This is a genomic window from Bacillus sp. SRB3LM, assembly GCF_015712745.1.
Lineage (GTDB): Bacteria > Bacillota > Bacilli > Bacillales > Bacillaceae_G > Bacillus_A > Bacillus_A thuringiensis_K.
In genome coordinates, this window is sequence record NZ_VWVQ01000021.1 from 439674 (window position 1) to 458718 (window position 19045).

A 19045-nucleotide genomic window follows, 5' to 3' on the forward strand; every position below is an offset into this window, starting at 1 on the left:
TCGCCGTCCTTTTTCACATTCCCTGCTGGAGTGAATTTTTTATGAAAGCATTTCGATTCGTAATAAAAGGGGTTGTAGAAAGGATGATTTACAGTAGCACATTAGGAACGCTGTCTATGGAGAGGCAAGCCACCGGTATTTTATAGCATCTCTTGTTGAGAAATATGAAGAGAGGCTGATAAGAAGCCTAAATTCATTGTATACTACGCGAGTACGTATAAAACAAATAGGAGTGATAATTTTGAAACGTAAGGTAGGTGTAGTTTTTACTGCGTTATTAACGGGGACCATACTGTTTGTAGTATCACATACATCAGCACATGCAGATACGGTATCTCAACCTTATCAAGTTGCTATCCCAAGCAAAGACAATACAAAGCCGACAATCATTGGATTTGATAGTCAAATAGCGTTCGAATCCTATTTAAAAGAACATCCCATTGCGCCAGCTTTTCCAAAATTATTACAATCTTCTTCCCAAATTTATTCTACTTTTTATCATGATACTAACTTGAAGGGGGCAAAATTTAATGCGAATGCAGGTAGAAATCCCATACTGATAACGAACTTTAGTGCAAGTAGTAATGATCAGGTGTCTTCCGTATGGACACATAAATTCGGTAATTATACAACCCTTTATGAGCATAAGAATGCACAAGGTCGTGCGTTAGCTATAGCGAATAATGGTACTAGTGTCGATTTAACAGATTATAGTATGGGAGATGGCGAAAGAACATGGAATGATCAAGCGTCATCAGTAGTTGTAAAAGCAAACTAATGAAATCCCTTCGTTCTATGTATCTATCATACATGTAGAACTTTCTCAATATTCGTCGATGTGGGTGTGTGTTAAGATGCAAGTGAATGTGAATTCCTTTCCGTTGTCTGTAAGTTTAGGTACAAAGAAGAGACGCTTTCATACAGATTGCGGTTTTTCTTTTTTGTCCATTCATTATAGATTTTGAAGATGAAACGATAAGAAGATTATACATAGGAAGAGATTTTGGATTCGTACTTTAATATTTTTAAATGTAGAAGGACTAGGCACCATTTTATAAAACCTTGTATAGCGAAAGGGACGTGCATCTTAATGGGGGTAGTGGCAGGGTTCTGGCTATGAACCGCAAAGTAAATGAATAAAGTACTAAAATCAGTTACCAAAAACCATAATTTTTGTAACTTGTTCAATCTTTATTAGGATTCTCGATTTAAATAGGTTAAGTCGTTACCAAAAATCATTCCCAAAATGATTACCACAAACATTTTCCAAAAGTGCACCGTGCACTTTTTATCCTTCTGGTAATTCAATTAAACTAGTAATTATTGTAATAAATGTAGATTTCCCAATACCGGATGTTCCTGTACCAACAATCATAATGTTGTATTCTTTATTTAAAACTTACTTTACGGTCTATGACAGCAACCCTGTCATTACCCCTAAAAGGGATGCAAACGATTCAAGCTCTATATAAACAGAGACGAAGTCTTTCATCAGACTCCGTCTTTTCGGCATACAATGCGTTACAGGAATTATTCAAATCTGCTTAAACTACAATAGGATTTTGTATGCAGGTCTATGTTTTCTCAAACTTGGCAACAGAACCCTATATACTTATAGAGTTACTTCATGATTTACATATTAATTTCCATTGGAGAACGTTTCTTATCTGATTCTGTTTCGCCAGATGGTTCAGAAAGTGTTGTACATTCTTGAAACGCAAATTGTTTACAGCCCTTACATGTGGATAGCTCTAATTCTTGTAGTGCAAAGTTTAATGCTAATCCTGTACGCGTGAAAAAGTGTTGCTCTCCAATCCTTTCGTATAACCCTGTTTGATAGAATATGTCTTTCGGTTGATGCTGGATACCTGAAATCAAAAGGGTTCCTTGTTTTTCAATTATTTTTTTTCGAATGTCTTCTACTGCAGACTCTGCCGAAGTATCCATAAAAGAAACGTTTCCCATACGTAGAAGAAGGATGTGAGTGTTAGATTGTAAGGATGCTTCTATAGATGTTTCGAATTCTTTTATGGTACCAAAGAATAAGGGACCTTCTACGTTGAAGATACCGATTTGCGGACAATTTTTCCCATTTTCAACGATTTCTGACTTGACATAGGAATCTACTGGATCTGGCAACGCTTTTCGAACACGTAAGGATTTGCTCATTTTTCCAATGAATAAAAGAAACGCAAGAAGTAGTCCCACGCTTACGCCAGTTGTAAGATCTGTGAAAACAGTTACTAGGAATGTCAATACAAGGACCAGCGTGTCCCCCGTTTTTGTTTTTAGAATATGAATAAACTCATCCTGCTCACTCATATTCCAAGCAACAACCATTAAAATCGGTGCCATACTAGCCAGTGGAATATGAAAAGCAAGCGGAGACAGAAATACTAACACCAATAATACTACTATTCCATGTATCATGCCTGATACTGGCGAAGTCGCTCCATTTTTAATATTTGTTGCAGTTCGAGCGATGGCACCGGTCGCAGGAATGCCGCCAAATAAGGATGTCACCATATTCGCAATTCCTTGTCCCACCAGTTCTTTATTACTATTATGTTTGCTGTTTGCCATGTTATCTGCCACCATAGCAGACAACAATGATTCAATCCCACCTAATGCTGCAATAATACAAGCTGCTGGAAGTAACATAAGGACAGTATCCCATGTAAATTCAGGCATTTGAAAGTCTGGTAGCTGATGTGGAATATCGCCGTATGTAGTCCCAATCGTTTCGATTTGATTCGGAAATAATAGAGTTGCGATCAAACTTGAAATGACCAAGCCTAATAATGCGCCTGGAATTCGAGGTAACCATTTTGTAGCTGCGATCACAATTCCTAAGCAAAGAAAAGCGGTAAGGATACTATATGGATTCAATTCTGCGATATTTGTTCCAATTTCTTTCATATTATAAAAAAAGGTTTCTTGCTTTTCCAGGTGATGAAGCCCTAAAAAATTTGCAATCTGTCCAGAGAAAATAATGACAGCAATCCCCGTTGTAAAACCAATCATGACAGGTCGCGGAATAAAGGTGATAAACCTTCCTAGTTTGCAAACACCCATGATAATAAGTAACATTCCTGCCATAAAACCAGCAATTAATAAGTTTTCATAGCCATATTGCATCACAATACCGAGTAAAATCGGTACAAATGCACCTGTGGGTCCCGCAATCTGATATTTTGAACCACCAAATATGGATACGAAAATTCCTGCGATAATCGTCGTATAAATACCATATTCAGGTCGTACCCCACAAGCGATGGCAAAGGCCATCGCAAGCGGAATCGCTACAATCCCGACAACCAATCCTGCCAGCATATCTTTTTGTAAGTTAGCAAGGTTATATCCAGCATATCTGCCTGAAAATCTCATCATTTTCCTCCTCTTCCTGCATGTATTTAAGGACTTGTTGTATGTGCGTAGGAATATCCCTCTATAACGACTTCTAAATGACCTGTTTGGGGGTGAATGACAAGTCCATGAACAGGTACAGAAGGTGGTAATAAAGGATGTTGGCGTATCATTTCTACACTATGTTGAACACTTTCCTGTACGTTTCGGAAACCGGTTAACCATGTAGATAGATCAATGCCTGCATGTTGTAATGTACGAATGCAAGTGGAATCAATGCCTTGCTGTTTTACCTTTTCTAATAGCGGCTCAGCTTGCAAACCCGCCATACCACAATCTTCATGACCAATCACACAAATTTCCTCTACTTGTAATTCATAAATGCCCAGTATGATACTCCGCATCATACTACCAAAAGGATGGGAAATCACAGCGCCTGCGTTCTTTATGACTTTGGCATCCCCATTTTGTAAGCCCAATGCCTGTGGTAATAATGTTAACAATCTGGTATCCATACACGTCACAATCAATAATTTTTTATTTGGAAATTTGGTTGTAGCAAAAGGTTCGTACTCTTGTTTTTGTACAAACGTTTCATTATGTGTCAATATATTTTCTAGCAATGTCACTTGGTAACGCCTCCCTTAAATGTCACTTGCCAATTTTATAGATTGGTAAGCTTTGAATATGAATTCGGATGTGATCTTATATTTAGTCTAGAGAGGATGAAATTTGGTGTCAACAACCTAAAACATGAGAAATAAAATCTTATATTCTGTATGTTTCATACAAAATCTGAGATTTTATTTTTTTGATTCTTGTCTACATGTCATGTTAAGGACATAAATAGGAAAAATAACAAACACCTCCTTAGGTTAAAATAAGTATCATAAAATCACCATTTATCTACGTTATTTCGACTTTAAACGGTTCTACACAGGGAGATGTTGTTTCTGATTCGTAATATGCATAAGTTGAGAAATGTAGATAGAACCTTGTATGTCATATGAAATTTATTTATGATGTAACTAAAGTGTTGTTAATAAAATATTTAAGTCGCATGTGATTGAGAGTGTAATCCCTCCATATGGTCGATTCACGGGGAAACAGAAAAGAATGGAAGGTGAATCACTCATAATGATAGATGTTTTAAAAAAATGGAATTGTTACGAGGGAGACAAAGTGAGAACATGGATGTTTGTTAGGAACAATCCATTTCATATATTGAGGAGGAAATAGAATGAACAAAACCGTAAAATATGCACTTCGATTTTTAGCTGTACCTATTGCAGCAGGCGCACTTCTGTTGAGTACAGCGGCACCGCAGCATGTACAAGCAGCTAGTGAACCATCTCTACAAACACAAAGAAATGAAGTGGGAACATTAGAAATTACATTGACAGCCATGGAATGGAAATATGATCATAGTGAGCCTGGGGGATTTAAGTATTATCCTGGAAACAATCTAGCAGATGTAGAATTTACAATCTATAATAAAAAGGACAATACAATCTATGCAAAGAAACGAACAGATAAAAATGGAAATGTTTCGTTTCAACTCCCTTTGAATCTTGTTTTTTCCTGTAAACAAACATCCGTATATCCAGAAATAAATGGGGGAAGATATGTACCGGAGACAAGAACGTTTTCTGGATCTTTTAAAACAAACGGAGAAATCTATCAGCATACTGTGTATAATATGTTCACATTATATTAAAAAATAAAACCCTTTGAAAAACGATTTCAGTTTTTCAAAGGGTTTTAACGTACTAGCGATTATGTAAATATTTTAGTATGAGTTTACCTATGAACTCCAAATTTGCTGTACCCATTCAGGATGATCAATAAATGGGTTCCGATTCTGTTGATACTTTGTATAAATAAGCTCATTACGCCTTCGTTCAAAATTATCCACGGGATCTTGTTCATGTTATTGTAGTAAGACCGATATTCGTCCCATATAAGGAGACGTATTGTTGTTCACTCTATCATTTAGTTCTAGATCAATTTCTCCATTGTCCCCTTCATACCGAACAGTCATATAAAATAACATGCTAGCAATATCTCCCTTTACACCATCATGAGGTTTCCAAGAATCACTATCATATTTACACTCTGTTGCTTCTAAATGAGGAGTGCCCCATTATCAAAATCTAAATTACCACGTGAACTGTTTACAGATACATCGAATGCATTAAATTCACGATAGCGGAGTTAAAGACGCCGTAGCAACCTTTTCACTCATCCACACATAAAGCGATTAAATCCTTTGCTTGGTACTTACTCAGTTTCTGAACAAAACCAACATTTCTAGCAAGATCTTGTAAGGCATTTGGAGATAAAAATCTTTGAATATCTTGAGCAAATAGTTGTAATTCATCAGATATAGAAATAGACATATAAAAACGCCATCCTTTCCTATGTTTCTACAAAAAGAATAGCGTATTTTTTCTTGTTAGGGGGTATTTTTTTGTTAGCTTGATAGCAATGGGGTGGAACCAAAAATTAATAAAACATATTCTATTATTGCTTCACCGCTTGGGCTACAAGTGCTGCGTATGCTTGTGCCCCTAATTTGGTTAAATGCACACCATCAGGTGCAAAGTAGTCTCTCTTTCCAGCACTTGCTGTATACCAATCAACTAGAGTTACATTCGGATATTCAGATGCCGTTATTTTCAGTCTCTCATTCACGATTGATTCCCACGGACGTGGTACTCTCGTATTAATAAATATGATTTTACGTTCGTTTCCAATTAATTTTATTAATGAAACAAGTTGCTCCGTAGTAAAGGCTCCATTTGTACCTAATCCAATAATGACATAGTTTCCTAAGTTCCCTTCGTTTTTTAACTGTTCAACTTCCGGAATCGCTTTTGACAGCTGGCGACCAATTTGCGCATCAATCCTAATATCAGGAAAAGTATTTTTTAAATACGGAGTAATATCAATCATAACAGAATCGCCTATCGCAGTAACTGTGAGTGAATTTTTAGGTTGCTCAGAACTTACTTCTTTTGATTCCCCTTGTTTTTGAGGCGTCTCTTGATTTTGCGCCGATTGTGTTTGTGCTGCCGCCTCCTTATCTTGTTGAGAATGTTCCTTAGACTTACTAGGGGTCACACGACCGAAAAAAGAAAATTGTACGTTAAGGAATATTTTTACATAAAAAGACGATTCTTTTCTATATTAAAGAGTCGTCTTTTCATCTTTTTTCAATTCTCTTAATTTCCGATATAACGCAGCTTGACGTACACCCGTGATAGCATAAATTTCTTTAATCGTTTTCTTCGTTTGTTGGCGTAATTCAATCGCATGGTTCATCCCTGCATGTTGTTCCGTATATTTTTTTATTCTCCCATGATATACTCCTTTTTGTTTTGCAAGTTTGATTCTAGCAATTTGTTTTTCCTTAATCATTTCTCGGTCTAACTCACTAAAGGCTGACATAACTGTTAAAAAGAATTTTCCTGTTGGAGTTCTTGTATCAATTCCTAAATTTAAAACAGCAAAGTGTATGCCTTTTTTATGAAGATGTTCAATAAATTGTAGTAATTGAATTGTATTCCGTCCTAGTCGGTCCATTCTTGTTACAACGAGGGTATCTCCTTTTATTAGGCGTTTGTGTAATAATGGAACAAAAACGGCAATAGGAATCCAAACCCTTTAAAATTTTACCAATATAAATCTAACTCATCACAATACGTGTCTGCTTCAATAAAACAATTTCTCCAATCAGCAGTATTTGCAATCTCACAGATAATATCTTCAACCTGTTTTGTTAAATCATAAATATCTTTGTAGGGAACGAAAAATACATATTCGTTAGATGAATTCATTTCCATATTAAAATCATATCGAAGATATTGCTCCACCTCTTTTCGTACCTTGCTTTTTCCCCTAACAAATTTATTATTATTTTCTATTCTAAGCCACATTCTAATTTTGGCTATTTTTTCTTTTCCAATAGGATGTACCTTATCTCTTATCCCCTTTTCTTTTATGTATCGATATAAAGTAGCTTGACTAATTCCAGACATAGCAACTATTTCACTAATACTATATTCTTTAGAGGCATATAGATTTAACGCTTTTTCAATGTATTTTTCTTTTACCTTCGGGCGGCCACCTTTTCTTCCCCTAGCTCTAGCACTTTCCAATCCTTCCTTCGTCCGTTGGACGATTAGATCTCGTTCAAACTGGCTAAATGCTTGGAAAACAGTTAACATGAGTTTTCCCTGTGGTGTTTGTGTATCAAAATTTTCTTTTAAACTAATGAGCTTTACACCTTTTTGTTCAAAATACTCAACGAGTTCAATTAAATCCTTGGTACTTCTTCCTAATCTTGAAAAGCTTTCTACAATTAAAGTATCACCGGTTCGAATCTTATCTTTTAATCTCATTAATTCAGGTCTATCTTTTTTTGTTCCAGATATTTTTTCGGTAAGAATTTCCGTACATTTACAAGTTTTTAATAAATCTAATTGACGAATCAAATCTTGTTGTTGAGTACTGACCCTGACATAGCCGTATATATGATTTTGCATGAAACATAACCTCCTCATGAAGTTAATTTTATCAAAAAGGTGCATTAATGTTAATTTGTTTTTGGTAATACTTTTGATAACGAGTTTACCTAGTTTTTTATCTTATCATTTATCAAAAAATATAATTATCAAAAACCATCGTTTTTGACATAGTGTATATGTTTATTGTTTCTCCAAAAATAGTAATACATGATAAACCTAAGAAAACACATAAGAATAATGTAGTAATATCGTAAACTATATGATAGAATATGTATGAAAAAGAGTAAAGAAAAAGCTCATTCTTTTACAAGAAATGAGCTTTCCTTTTTCAAGCTAAACATTGTGAATGGCTTCAATCTTTATTAGGGAAAAGATTGAAAGAAAAATTTAGCATAATTATATTTTGTCATGAGTGTAAAATAAAGTAAATTGATAATATTTATTTTAAATATTACGAATTCACTTTACACTTTCACAATGAGTAATCTAAAAATCCCACTGCCTAATTAGGCAGTGGGATTTTTAATTGATTTTGCAGATACTATAATATAAGGCCTCACCATACCATTTCGGGAATAAACTATTTATCAACTTATGTAATCTAGTTTATACATTTCATTTGTTATATATTTAGTGCGTAACTAAATTTTTAGTTTACGAAAAAGGAATACATTTGGAGAGGGGAATTTTATGAAGGGGAATACGTTTATTTTTTTTATGATAACATTATTAGTCGGAATTATCGGTTTGTTGTTTACGCCAGTTGTACATGCTGAAACAGAAACATCATTTCAACCAAATGATTTCTCTACGTATGGATTGGGTTTAAAAGATACTAAAATGAAAGAAGATATACCTGATTATACACCATCTATTTCTTATCTCACAAAACAAGAAGCAACCAAACAAAAACAACAGGGAATTCAAAATCCAAATATTCTTCCCAATCGCATCGATTTACGTGAATATTTTCCAGAAGTACGAAGTCAAGGGAAGTTTGGTACATGTGTCCCATTTGCTACAACTGCTTTAAGAGAATACTATATTGCAAAAGATGCAGGAGCACGTGGAACAGACATTACGTATTTATCGCCCTCTTATATTTATTATCCAAGTGGACCAAAGGATGGTATGTATTTCGAATCCGCCTTTCAAATTTTAAAACAAGAAGGCGTACCTCCAGAAACAGAACGCTTGTATGATTTAAATCCAGAAAATACAAACCAATTTAAAGAACCCCTTACAGCTCTACAGCAAAAAAATGCAGTGCCTTATAAAATTAGTTCCTATCAAGCTATACGTCAAGCAAATATGCTTGCTGATATAAAGCAAGCAGTAGCCAATCAAGACCCTGTTTTAGTGGGAATACATGTATACCCCAACTTTGATGCAACTCCTACATCCGGAATTGTACCACCTGTTACAGAAAAGAAGTCCAGAGGGGGACACGCTCTTGTTGTAGTGGGGTATGATGAAACAAACCAATGGTTCATTGTAAGAAATAGCTGGGGGACAAAATTTGGTGACCACGGATATGCATATATGCATTATCAGACATTATTAGACATGTCAAATAGTGTAGCATACGTGATTAAACCTTCACAAAAACAATATCCACCATTTGGTGTGCAGATGGCAGCGACAGATATAAATTCTTCTGAAATCAAATTTAATATAGCAGCGAAAAATGCGACTGCATACGATTTGTATAAAAATAACCAAAAAATCCAGACCTTTACGGCATCTACTATTACAGATTTAAATATCCTGCCTGAGCAATCTTATATGTATCATGTGGTAGCAAAAAATATGATGGGAGAAACTCGCAGTTATCCTTTGTCTATTTCAATTCCACCTATCATACCAATTAAACAGGCGAGTTGATATTAATCATGAAGGATAAAGTAAGAGCTACTTTTTGTGATTTTAATGGAAGTCCATTACTTGTTGTAATGGACTCTTTCATTATGATGTGAGAGAATTAGACTAGATTGGTAAAAAATAATAAAAAAAGAACGGTTCTATTGGCATAGTCCGTCCTTCGAGAAGGAAATAATGACAGTTATTCTTCTTAATTATACCTAATAAAACAGAAGATTCAATCTATTATACGTTGAGAAAATATTCATCTTCTGAAATAAGGCGGTTGTTATGAATAAAGGTGATGCAATTTTAAGGTTGTTATCAGAAATCAAGTTGGAACTTAAAGAAGTAAAAGAACAAATGGAGAAAATGCAAACAAAGTTAGATACATTCGAACAACAAAATCAGGTGAAGAACAAAATAGAGCGAAAGAAGCCAAAAACAAAACCTGATAAACAAGATAAGCGAGATTGGAAATACCCAGCTAAGCTGAAATGAAAATTGTACAGAAAAAGTGAGGTGATAGGTATATGAATAGAAAAGAATTTGAGGATACCTTACAAAATTTTTCTTTTTAGCTAGTCGTGGAAGAAAAGCATCCACAATTAAACGATATGTCTATGATATTGAGGACTTTGGAAGATGGCTGCAAACCTCGAATCGTTTTCAAGGAAAGAACGTATGGAACAAGCTAGATAAAGAGGATTTTGAAGCCTATTTTCAGGAGCTCATATACAAACGAAAGGATGGAGAGAGAACCATTCATCGTATTGCAGTCGTGTGAAAGAAATTGTATCAGTTCTTGGATATTCCAAGTCCTATTGTAGAAATGCAGGGAATCACTCCACCGAATCGGGCCCTACGGAAGGAGGACTTTATTACGAAGGAAGAAGAGAAAAAGCTGAAAAACATTCTTACTTCTTCTGAAGGATTGTCAGAAGAACAACTTTCCATTCGACCGCTTCTCCTAGATCGAAATGTATCCATCCTATCACTTCTTTTGGATTATGGGCTCACACTACAAGAACTCGTATCGTTACAGATGCAACAGGTGCACTTTGGAAAAACAGGATTACTGTTTTACATAACAAAGGGAAAGAGAGAAGGATCATGTTAAAGGAAGAGGATAAAATATGTTTATTTACGTACTATAAAACGATACCTGAACTAGTTCGTCCTAGATATCACAGTACAGATTCGTTATTGGTTACATTTGATTTTAAACGAGAGACATTTCGTTGGGTGTATGACAATGATGCTCCGAAAGCACTAACAGCCATTGCTGTACAAAAGATGATTCGATTAGAAGTAGCCAGAGCGCAACTGAGAAAAGGAATTTCAGCACAGCACTTACGGAATACCTATATTCTACGCTGTCTAGAAAGAAACATGTCTACAGAGGAAGTCATAAAAAAACTGGATTCCTTTCTCATTTATCAGTAAAGCGTTATGTAGAATATGCAAATCAATATTCACATGGAGAATAATTTGAAAAGAAACAATTTCTATGACATACTAAAATAATATAAGTTTACCTTTAAAAATGTAACGATTGAACCGCTCGCGGTGGAGAAAGAATAGGGTTCTGTTGCAAAGTTTCTTAAGAAATAAAAAGGTGAAATTGATTATATCTGAATCTTATGCAATTGTGAGTAATTGTTGTAATTCATTGTACGTTGAAAAACCGAAGTCTGAGCCAAGACTTCGGTTTCTTTTATATAAAGCATGAACGGTTTCAATGCCTTTCAAGGTACGTGAAGCATGTCGAAGGTTTTGAAATCCTGCGGATTTAACAAAACGTCTTTTAACATGCCTATGGTCCTGTTCTATAAGATTATTCAGATGTTTGATAGTGCAATGAGTTGTATGTTTATAAAAACCTTGTTCTTTTAATTTGTTAAATGCACATAGTAACGCTGGGGCTTTATCTGTTGTGAGAACCGTTGGTTCTCACAACAGATAAAGCCTTTACCAATCTTTTCATAAAGGCATATGCCGCCTGATGATCTCGTGTTTTTCGAAGCTGAATATCTAATGTGTATCCATCTTTATCAATCACACGATATAAATAAACCCATTTTCCTTTTATATAAGTCTCGTCTAATTTCCACGATGATCGTACCTGCTTGTTTTTCTTCTTCCAGATTTGATAAATCAAATTCCCATATTCATGGACCCAACGCATGATAGTTGTTGGATGAACCAATATTCCATGCTCTCTCAAAAGTTCAGATACATCGCGATAACTTAAAGAAAAACGGCTACTAAAATAATATCTTTTTTGAATTGCTTTTCTTTAAAATATCTCATGTTTCATTCTCCTTAGCACATTTTCCCTACAGTTTAGCTGCATTTAAAAAACTTTGCAACAGAACCTCGAATAGTATCTAATAATATTAAAGGAGTTTAGTATTATTTTCTTCTCGAAATAATGTAGTGCCTGTCAAAATGAAAGCATTCGTTATACATTTTGGGATAATTCTATATTGTATGATTGCATATGTGTGTTGTAACGCCATAAAAAAGAGACAAAATCTAGGTTGAGAGAAGGTACTCCTAGGTTCTGTCTCTTTCTTTTACGTTCTGATACATTCTCATGAATAGCGTTTAGCGAACCGACATCCTTATTTTTGATTACATTGACAGCTGAAAGGTGCATGACTTGTTGGCTTGCACTGACAATTACTAGCAGGTTGATTTGTCGACAGCTTGATTTGTGAATGTGATGCCATTATAGATGCTCCTGGTTGTGCGAGTGGAGTAGCAACCCCAATGGTATTTATTACTGTATCTCCACCTGAAACACTATGTGGTGTGATTTCTTCATATATCATTTCTTGTACTTCTACCCAATCTACCGTAAACTCTGCACCCTCTGATTGAATAATCAAATCCACTTGGCTCGTATTCGCATCTGGATAGAAATAGAATTCTTGGGTCATAAAAGTAGGTTGGGTGAAGAATAACATATGTCTTTGATTTCCTGGTGGCACAATGGAAATCGTTCCTTGTCCTTTGGCACGAACGCGAACACGATACTCTGTGTTGCCGCCCTCACTTGGTAAGGTAATGATTTGAGTAACTGTGCTATCCCAATTCGATAATGTCAAGACAGGTTTCCGATTACTGTCTTGTGGGAAACTCACTGTACCGGCTATATTCCAGTTTTGTGCTTGTTGAAGAAACAAACCATTTTGAACAATATTCCGTGCTTGTAGTTGATTCCAAGCGCGAAGAGCGGCTTGATAGATTGCTGCTTTTTGTTGTGCATATCGATCTTGCATTGGTATACCTGGCATAGATCCTTCTTGAGGAGCACTGTTTTGAAGTGCTGTTAAGTTCTCTATATCGGTATAACTTACGTTTGGTCCGATCGTTCCGCTCCAATTGGATGAATCGTACATGGCATTTAATTGATTTGTAGCCTGCTGTAAACCCGCAGTGATTTGTGCCTGTTGCGCCAAATAGGGTTGTAGCCATTGTTCCTCTTGGTTTTGTGCTTTTCTTATTTCTGCCGCAGTTAGTGGGCGTCCCTCTGTCAAGGAAACTTGACTTATTTTTGCGAATCCATTCGACGGTACGGTAAAACCAACTGTAATGCCTATATTCGCTTCTGGATGTAATGCACCTACATCAATTGGATATTGAAAGAAGTTTGGACTACTGTTAACACCTTCTACAGAAGTTGGCAGAGACGTAGAATAGGCTACATTCACGACTTGATTGACTTCATTTCCATAGCGGGAAGCCATAATTTGTAGAGAATCCGCTTGTAAGACAAAAACGGATAGATAATAACGTGTATACGGTTTTAATACTGATTCCGGTACAGTCTGATAGGCATAAGATGGATATACAAGGGAAGAAGGAGGTAACACCAGTTGCTGCCCCGCGTATTGTGAGTCTCCTGATGAGATGAACACCTTGCGTCCAAGTTGCCACCCTTCACCTGTAAAACTCCCACTGCGCAATACATTTTGTGATTTACTCAGACGTTTTGCCTGATTCACTTGTGTATTTAATTCCCGTTTTTCTATTGCATAACTATTTGGTAGAGATTGAACTTGTTGATGCACATAATCAATCCAGTAATCGGTCACACCGGGAGCTAGTTGATTCGGATTATCGGTCGAAAAAAGACTTTGTGTCATTGTACGAACTTGGGCCACATCGTTAGATGTAGTTACGATCGACGAAGCAACTTGATTCATATTTACCACCATATCATCACTCCTCTATACTTATTTTGAATCTATTAAATAGATATAATATTAGCACGCTGCTTTCGAGAGTGTGTAAAAAATTGAAAATCACCCAAATATCATTTGCTAGGAATGTCGAAATTCAAAGTCTGAAACATTAGTTAGTAGGTGGCTGGTCCGTACCTAAATAGGCTTTTGCACTACCTGTTATTGTTAAACTATAATCATGAGGATTATTATATAATATGATTGCATCAAATCCTGATGGGTCTGCGTATCCCTGGTTCAATACTCGATTTGCTATCCATTGCCCTTGTCTTACATACCACACTTGTAGTGGCTGTATTTCAGGAGGTATCTGATCCGTAGAAGAACTACCGGCTACATATGATTTATACTGTAACTCTCCGCTCCAAATAGTTTTAGTTTGTAAAGGACTAAGAGTAAATGCATCCGGATCCAAAAATGGAATCAACTCAATGCGATCGATTTTTATTTAAGTCGGAAACGAGATGCGAAGGCTACCAAGTGTTTTCTAAAGAAAGCCTTGGCTTCTTGTCATGCCACAAAGCCTCGTTCAATAATTGCTGATGGAGATAAGGCCTATCCTGTTGCAATACGTGAACTAAAGGAAGAGAAATGTATACCGCATGATATACCACTTCGTGTAAAAAAATATTTAAACAATATCATTGAGCAAGATTATCGATTTATCAAAAAACGGATTCGGAATATGCTTGGATTGAAATCCTTGCGAACGGCTGCAAAAATGATCGCTGGAATAGAAGCTATGCATATTGATCAAAAAAGGACAAACACTCCAAGGGGAGAAGTCTGTCCAAAAGCAACTGTATCTTATCGATGAAATCTTTGGTTTAACAGCATAAATTTCAATTCCGTTAGAAATCTTTTTTTCATTTTTCATCCCCCCCTATTTTTGCACCAGAACCAAAAAATAGGGGTAAAACGCCTCTTTCCGAGGAACAAAATAACGTAGCCATTAACTCCCGTTCCTCAGCTTTCCGCTACGCTAATACCTATGACCCTATTCCTAAACAGGGAACGACAAGTCAGTGAATTTGGAAATATAGGTGATATGCTGTATTTTAATGATGGTACCTATATGAAAAAAGGGTTCTGGTGCAAAGTTTAAAAATCATTCGAAATTATGAATGAATCATACAATTTTGTGCATATCACTGAACATTTATTCTGAATGAGTGCCTGTTAATTCTTGTTTTTAAGAAATTAAAACTTAGCAACAGAATAAGCTTCTTAAATATTCCCATCTCAGTTTAAAACGCCACTTCTATAAATATTAATATCTACTTTGATATCAAACTTCGCTTTTTTATAATCAAATTTCTTCCAAATTTTTGGGTGATAAGCAATCAACTGCCTACCTACTCCAAATGCATCGCAATTTGTTTTCTGTAGCTTATTAATAATTTCTTTTGATTCATGTGTTAATTCTTTAGATAATTGCTTACTTAATCTCTTTTTTTCTATATAATTATCTAGATCGTCACGCGAGTATTCAAGCACTGTAGCAAATAATTTTAATTTAATTGTAATATAAATATTTCCGTCTTTACCTATATTAACGTTCATTTTCTGTTTAATTTGCCCTTTTCTCATTTCTATACTCACATACTCTTTATTATTAATTTTCTTCGTGATATGTGCCTTCTTCCCCACTTTCCCCTTGAGCAATGTAAATAAAACACATTGCTCAAGAGGTAACCGTCCCGTCAATTTATCATTATGAAATAGAGCTAAACCATTGGTAACTATTTCTTTATCTTTTATTTTTATTGATGGTAGCGTAAAATCTTCACCTTTATCCTGAATTTTTCTAAAAATACTTTCTAAATTCTCTACAGGAAAGTAACTACGCTCTTCAAGTGTTTTAATTTTTCTCGTTAGAAATTGTCCAATCAGTAATTCGTCAATTTTTTTCTTCTCCAAAATTTCAGACGATAACCCATCCACTGAAATTACTCTCACAAAAGATGTAGGATTGCCTGGGTCTCTAAATGCTACATCAAGAGTTGGAGATATCCCCCTTTCCTCAAGTTCTTTTCCATATAGTTGTATACCATATTTTATATAACTTATGTCCCCTGTCGTCATCGCTCTTATTTTATCAGTAGTATCTTGTGCCGTATTCTTAATTGAAGAATACACCTCATTCGTTAATCTTTTTCCTGAATTTACAATTTCCACCGTTTGTTTCAAATTTTTATTTTGATATAAATCATAACCTACGCTATAAGCAAGCCTTGAATCTTTAAGTAGTTTTTGATCCCAACAGCCGACAAGAAAAATACAAAATATACACATGAATAGTTTTTTCATAATTTTAATTTTTACATTTTTTTTTAAAATATACAAACGAATTTATAATGGCTATTTTTATTAAGGTTCTCGTGCAAAAACTATAAAACTTGTGCAATGAAAGCATCAACTCGCACAGTGGTTAGAAGTACAAGCATTAGAAAATCAGAAACGCCTATATTATAAGAAAGAAGTCATGATTGAAGACCTTTGGAAGACCTAACGGTCTTCTTAATGAACACAACAAACGGTAAATAAATATAAAGAAATGAAAGTGGATCAAGAACGTTTTGTTTTTACGTAAAACCAAAGTAAAGCAAGTGATTATTATTAAAAAAGGAATGGAATCAATTACATGTTATACAGCAGAAGGTGAGAACATTTTTACAGAATACAGACCGTATATGCACACGAATAGACCCATTCCACGAAATGAATTATTGAATATTCAGAAATCAACCCTGAGTTGTTTTTTTATTATAAATTTTCGAAATTTTTATCTCGGCGGGTTCGAGATCATCTGCTCCTTCATATGGCTGAAAGAAAAGTTTGTTTAACAGGCTTAAAATATTTAATTCCAAAATACTCATTACAGCAGCTACACTTACTGTTAAAGAGTAAAGAATGGTTACCAAAAAAACTCCGCACGAACTCGATATCATATTACAAACGAAGCAAGTGACGTATCTACAAAATGGAAGGAAAACCATACGAAACCTGCAAGACACCTGTAAATCATTGCATTTAAGCAGCTCTGAATAATTGCTGTAATTCTTTGTATTTCGAAAAAGAGAAGTCTGGAATGTGACTTCTCTTTTGTTTGTATATAGCATGAATCGTTTCGATTCCTTTCAAGGTACGTGAGGCATTGAGAAAAAGAAATAGATAGGGCCACCAAATCGATTCGACCGATATTTCGTGCGTCTAGAACCTGTTTTTCGTTGTCACGTTTTTGTCATCTTCCCTATTCTTCGTTCCCATTTGCCAAAAAACAAACGTTTGTTTAAAAAAGCAACATATGAAAAATCCCGATACATCAAGATTTTGTTGTCAAGACCCTCCCCTTTACAACAAAAGGCGTCTTGGGTAGCAACAAACCAATTTGGGCGGGCATCTGTTTGGCGGGGCTTGTGCTTTCTATACACCTACCTATAGGAGAATAGGAAAGACGGCAGATGCATTCTTTTGATAGCTATTTTATTTGGTCGACAGAAACATCCTTTATTATATGCTACGTGCAAAAACAATCTGCGGAAGCAGGTTGTTTTTTTGATTTTCCGCTCTATTGTTTCACTAAGTAACAGAAGTAACCAGATAATCATGTGTCTTCCTGGAAGATATAGCCTGTATGAACCTCATTTTTTCATATGGTTCCCTCGAAAAAAATGGTGTCAAAAACCAATTGTATTTGATATAATAAAAGAGTTTGTAAAATCTTGACTCATTCGGGAAAGAAAGTAACTGTCATATTTCAAAATAAAGAGACTTTGTTTTCGTATCACTGGCAGTTCTTTCTGTTCCCCTCATCCCAATCATTGATGAGGGGTTTTTTTGGCTTTGTATTCGCTTTGTTAGGGTGTGTACATGAAGGAGAATACAATCTCTTCATGGAAATCTGATGAAGCACATATAAAGGACAATTTCACATGTAAAGCGAAAACGAAAATGAAACACGCTTGTGTTGTTACTAAGCGGGATTTAATGTTACTTTCCGCATGTAGCATATCGAAAAAACAAAAATAGATATTTCTCAATATCAGATTCGTCCGATATTTTGTAGAATAAAAATGTATGGATGTATGTCATACATTTTTTACCTTTCTCCTAAACACGATACGCTTTATGTGTATCGTGTTTTTATGTTTCCTATTTTATTGAAAAAGGACAAACATATACGATACGGACGCATGACTTGTACATACATGGTAATTCCTCTTCAAGCCTGTATAAAAAACAAAAATGTACAATGAATCTGTACCTGAGTACGAACGCTCTATCCGCTCATACGTTGGTCTACTTCTCCTCCTCACATCGTCCGATAGTATTATCCCAACATAAATGCGAGATCCATTTATTTGGAGTCATCCAATCACCCCGAAAGGAGAATGATGATGCGAGATTTTGATTCGTTTGATGAACCCTATGCGTCTGGATCCGGAACCACTCCACCCGAGTCACAGCCCAAGCAAGCAGCAACACAATCTATGATTTCTTTCCAATGTGTCGTGGAAATTCCACGTGGCTACCGTGTGGTATCGCATGGATTAACACAATTTCTCTATGATATCAGTGGACTATCTCTTTCACAAGAAACGGAAAAGAAAACACTGCAAGTGGAGGAGTATGGACAAATCGAAGTGGAGCTCTATACTTTGACTTTACGTGGTTGTATTTCGATTGCCACCAATATCGATATCCAGCCAGAACAGCAACAACACATTGGATGTGTCGGAAATCATACCCATACCATCCAATTTTATTTCACCGATACGATTGCCATCTCCATAGCTGTCAAACACAGCGTGAAACCAATTCCACAGATGACCATAGACCATCGGCATATCAAAGTGGAACAAATTCAACTTGAACCGCTCGATGCGGCGAATTCACATATTTGGAAATTAACGGGCGTATTCACTTTTAAGGTGGAATAAACAAAGACAACTTAGGGGGAAAGACGTTTCACATTATCCCGTATCACTCCCTTTTTTATAGTACAATCCATTCCATTTTTCATACGGATGTTTT

At 35.6% G+C, this 19045-nt stretch carries 11 protein-coding genes and 9 pseudogenes; 8 read left to right on the forward strand and 12 right to left on the reverse strand.

The features are described from left to right. Positions 1-232: 232 nt before the first annotated feature. Together F3I02_RS15455 and F3I02_RS35135 are read left to right on the forward strand one after the other, a co-directional pair. Positions 233-778: a hypothetical protein gene (locus F3I02_RS15455; protein WP_308018386.1), complete on the forward strand. Its 546-nt coding sequence runs from the start codon at positions 233-235 to the stop codon at positions 776-778. 650 nt (positions 779-1428) lie between these two features. After that, positions 1429-1548: pseudogene (locus F3I02_RS35135) on the forward strand (IS6 family transposase); the annotation flags it as partial. Between the two features lie 84 nt (positions 1549-1632). On the opposite strand, the gene F3I02_RS15460 reads toward F3I02_RS35135, so the two are convergent. Both F3I02_RS15460 and F3I02_RS15465 read right to left on the reverse strand, forming a co-directional pair. Then, on the reverse strand, positions 1633-3387 hold the full coding sequence (locus tag F3I02_RS15460) for a SulP family inorganic anion transporter (RefSeq protein WP_196477589.1): 1755 nt from the start codon (positions 3385-3387) through the stop codon (positions 1633-1635). 26 nt (positions 3388-3413) lie between these two features. Then, positions 3414-3995: a beta-class carbonic anhydrase gene (locus tag F3I02_RS15465; protein ID WP_196477590.1), complete on the reverse strand. Its 582-nt coding sequence runs from the start codon at positions 3993-3995 to the stop codon at positions 3414-3416. 611 nt (positions 3996-4606) lie between these two features. Here F3I02_RS15465 and F3I02_RS15470 point away from each other — a divergent pair. Then, positions 4607-5083, forward strand: a complete 477-nt coding sequence (locus F3I02_RS15470; RefSeq protein ID WP_196477591.1) for a SpaA isopeptide-forming pilin-related protein — start codon at positions 4607-4609, stop codon at positions 5081-5083. An 87-nt stretch (positions 5084-5170) separates the two neighbouring features. Here F3I02_RS15470 and F3I02_RS15475 read toward each other — a convergent pair. The 5 genes and pseudogenes from F3I02_RS15475 to F3I02_RS15495 form a co-directional block, all read right to left on the reverse strand. Then, positions 5171-5559 (reverse strand): annotated as a pseudogene (locus F3I02_RS15475) (endonuclease); the annotation flags it as partial. 10 nt (positions 5560-5569) lie between these two features. Next, positions 5570-5765 (reverse strand): annotated as a pseudogene (locus F3I02_RS15480) (IS4 family transposase); the annotation flags it as partial. Positions 5766-5889: 124 nt separating this feature from the next. Further along, a pseudogene (locus tag F3I02_RS15485) lies at positions 5890-6480 on the reverse strand (SGNH/GDSL hydrolase family protein); the annotation flags it as partial. Positions 6481-6555: 75 nt separating this feature from the next. After that, a pseudogene (locus F3I02_RS15490) lies at positions 6556-6987 on the reverse strand (recombinase family protein); the annotation flags it as partial. Between the two features lie 53 nt (positions 6988-7040). Further along, a complete protein-coding gene (locus tag F3I02_RS15495) occupies positions 7041-7913 on the reverse strand; it encodes a recombinase family protein (RefSeq protein WP_196477593.1) in 873 nt (290 codons plus the stop codon). A gap of 672 nt (positions 7914-8585) precedes the next feature. On the opposite strand from F3I02_RS15495, the gene F3I02_RS15500 reads away from it, so the two are divergent. From F3I02_RS15500 to F3I02_RS15510, 3 genes and pseudogenes are all read left to right on the forward strand, one after another. After that, complete coding sequence (locus tag F3I02_RS15500; RefSeq protein WP_196477594.1) at positions 8586-9779, forward strand: C1 family peptidase; 1194 nt, start codon at positions 8586-8588, stop codon at positions 9777-9779. Positions 9780-10046: 267 nt separating this feature from the next. Then, on the forward strand, positions 10047-10256 hold the full coding sequence (locus F3I02_RS15505; protein WP_196477595.1) for a hypothetical protein: 210 nt from the start codon (positions 10047-10049) through the stop codon (positions 10254-10256). Positions 10257-10288: 32 nt separating this feature from the next. Beyond that, positions 10289-11245, forward strand: a pseudogene (locus tag F3I02_RS15510) (tyrosine-type recombinase/integrase). A gap of 151 nt (positions 11246-11396) precedes the next feature. On the opposite strand, the pseudogene F3I02_RS15515 reads toward F3I02_RS15510, so the two are convergent. The 3 genes and pseudogenes from F3I02_RS15515 to F3I02_RS15525 form a co-directional block, all read right to left on the reverse strand. Next, positions 11397-12068 (reverse strand): annotated as a pseudogene (locus F3I02_RS15515) (IS6 family transposase). Between the two features lie 314 nt (positions 12069-12382). After that, entirely contained in the window at positions 12383-13981 is a 1599-nt protein-coding gene (locus F3I02_RS15520) for a hypothetical protein (RefSeq protein WP_196477872.1), read from the reverse strand. 136 nt (positions 13982-14117) lie between these two features. Further along, the gene (locus F3I02_RS15525; RefSeq protein ID WP_196478124.1) at positions 14118-14423 is read right to left on the reverse strand and encodes a hypothetical protein; all 306 of its coding nucleotides are present in this window, start codon (positions 14421-14423) and stop codon (positions 14118-14120) included. Positions 14424-14438: 15 nt separating this feature from the next. Here F3I02_RS15525 and F3I02_RS15530 point away from each other — a divergent pair. Then, positions 14439-14847: pseudogene (locus tag F3I02_RS15530) on the forward strand (DDE-type integrase/transposase/recombinase); the annotation flags it as partial. A 403-nt stretch (positions 14848-15250) separates the two neighbouring features. On the opposite strand, the gene F3I02_RS15535 reads toward F3I02_RS15530, so the two are convergent. Beyond that, positions 15251-16348: a Ger(x)C family spore germination protein gene (locus F3I02_RS15535; RefSeq protein ID WP_374058649.1), complete on the reverse strand. Its 1098-nt coding sequence runs from the start codon at positions 16346-16348 to the stop codon at positions 15251-15253. A 693-nt stretch (positions 16349-17041) separates the two neighbouring features. After that, positions 17042-17167: pseudogene (locus F3I02_RS33945) on the reverse strand (IS6 family transposase); the annotation flags it as partial. A 1241-nt stretch (positions 17168-18408) separates the two neighbouring features. Here F3I02_RS33945 and F3I02_RS15540 point away from each other — a divergent pair. Continuing rightward, a complete protein-coding gene (locus tag F3I02_RS15540) occupies positions 18409-18951 on the forward strand; it encodes a hypothetical protein (protein ID WP_196478126.1) in 543 nt (180 codons plus the stop codon). The last annotated feature ends 94 nt before the right edge of the window (positions 18952-19045 follow it).

Excerpts from the sequence above, each read along its gene's own strand:
- F3I02_RS15460 (WP_196477589.1), bottom strand. The coding sequence starts at position 3,387 with ATGAGATTTTCAGGCAGATATGCTGGATATAACCTTGCTAACTTACAA.
- F3I02_RS15470 (WP_196477591.1), top strand. The coding sequence starts at position 4,607 with ATGAACAAAACCGTAAAATATGCACTTCGATTTTTAGCTGTACCTATT.
- F3I02_RS15495 (WP_196477593.1), bottom strand. The coding sequence starts at position 7,913 with ATGCAAAATCATATATACGGCTATGTCAGGGTCAGTACTCAACAACAA.
- F3I02_RS15500 (WP_196477594.1), top strand. The coding sequence starts at position 8,586 with ATGAAGGGGAATACGTTTATTTTTTTTATGATAACATTATTAGTCGGA.
- F3I02_RS15505 (WP_196477595.1), top strand. The coding sequence starts at position 10,047 with ATGAATAAAGGTGATGCAATTTTAAGGTTGTTATCAGAAATCAAGTTG.
- F3I02_RS15520 (WP_196477872.1), bottom strand. The coding sequence starts at position 13,981 with ATGGTGGTAAATATGAATCAAGTTGCTTCGTCGATCGTAACTACATCT.
- F3I02_RS15540 (WP_196478126.1), top strand. The coding sequence starts at position 18,409 with ATGCGAGATTTTGATTCGTTTGATGAACCCTATGCGTCTGGATCCGGA.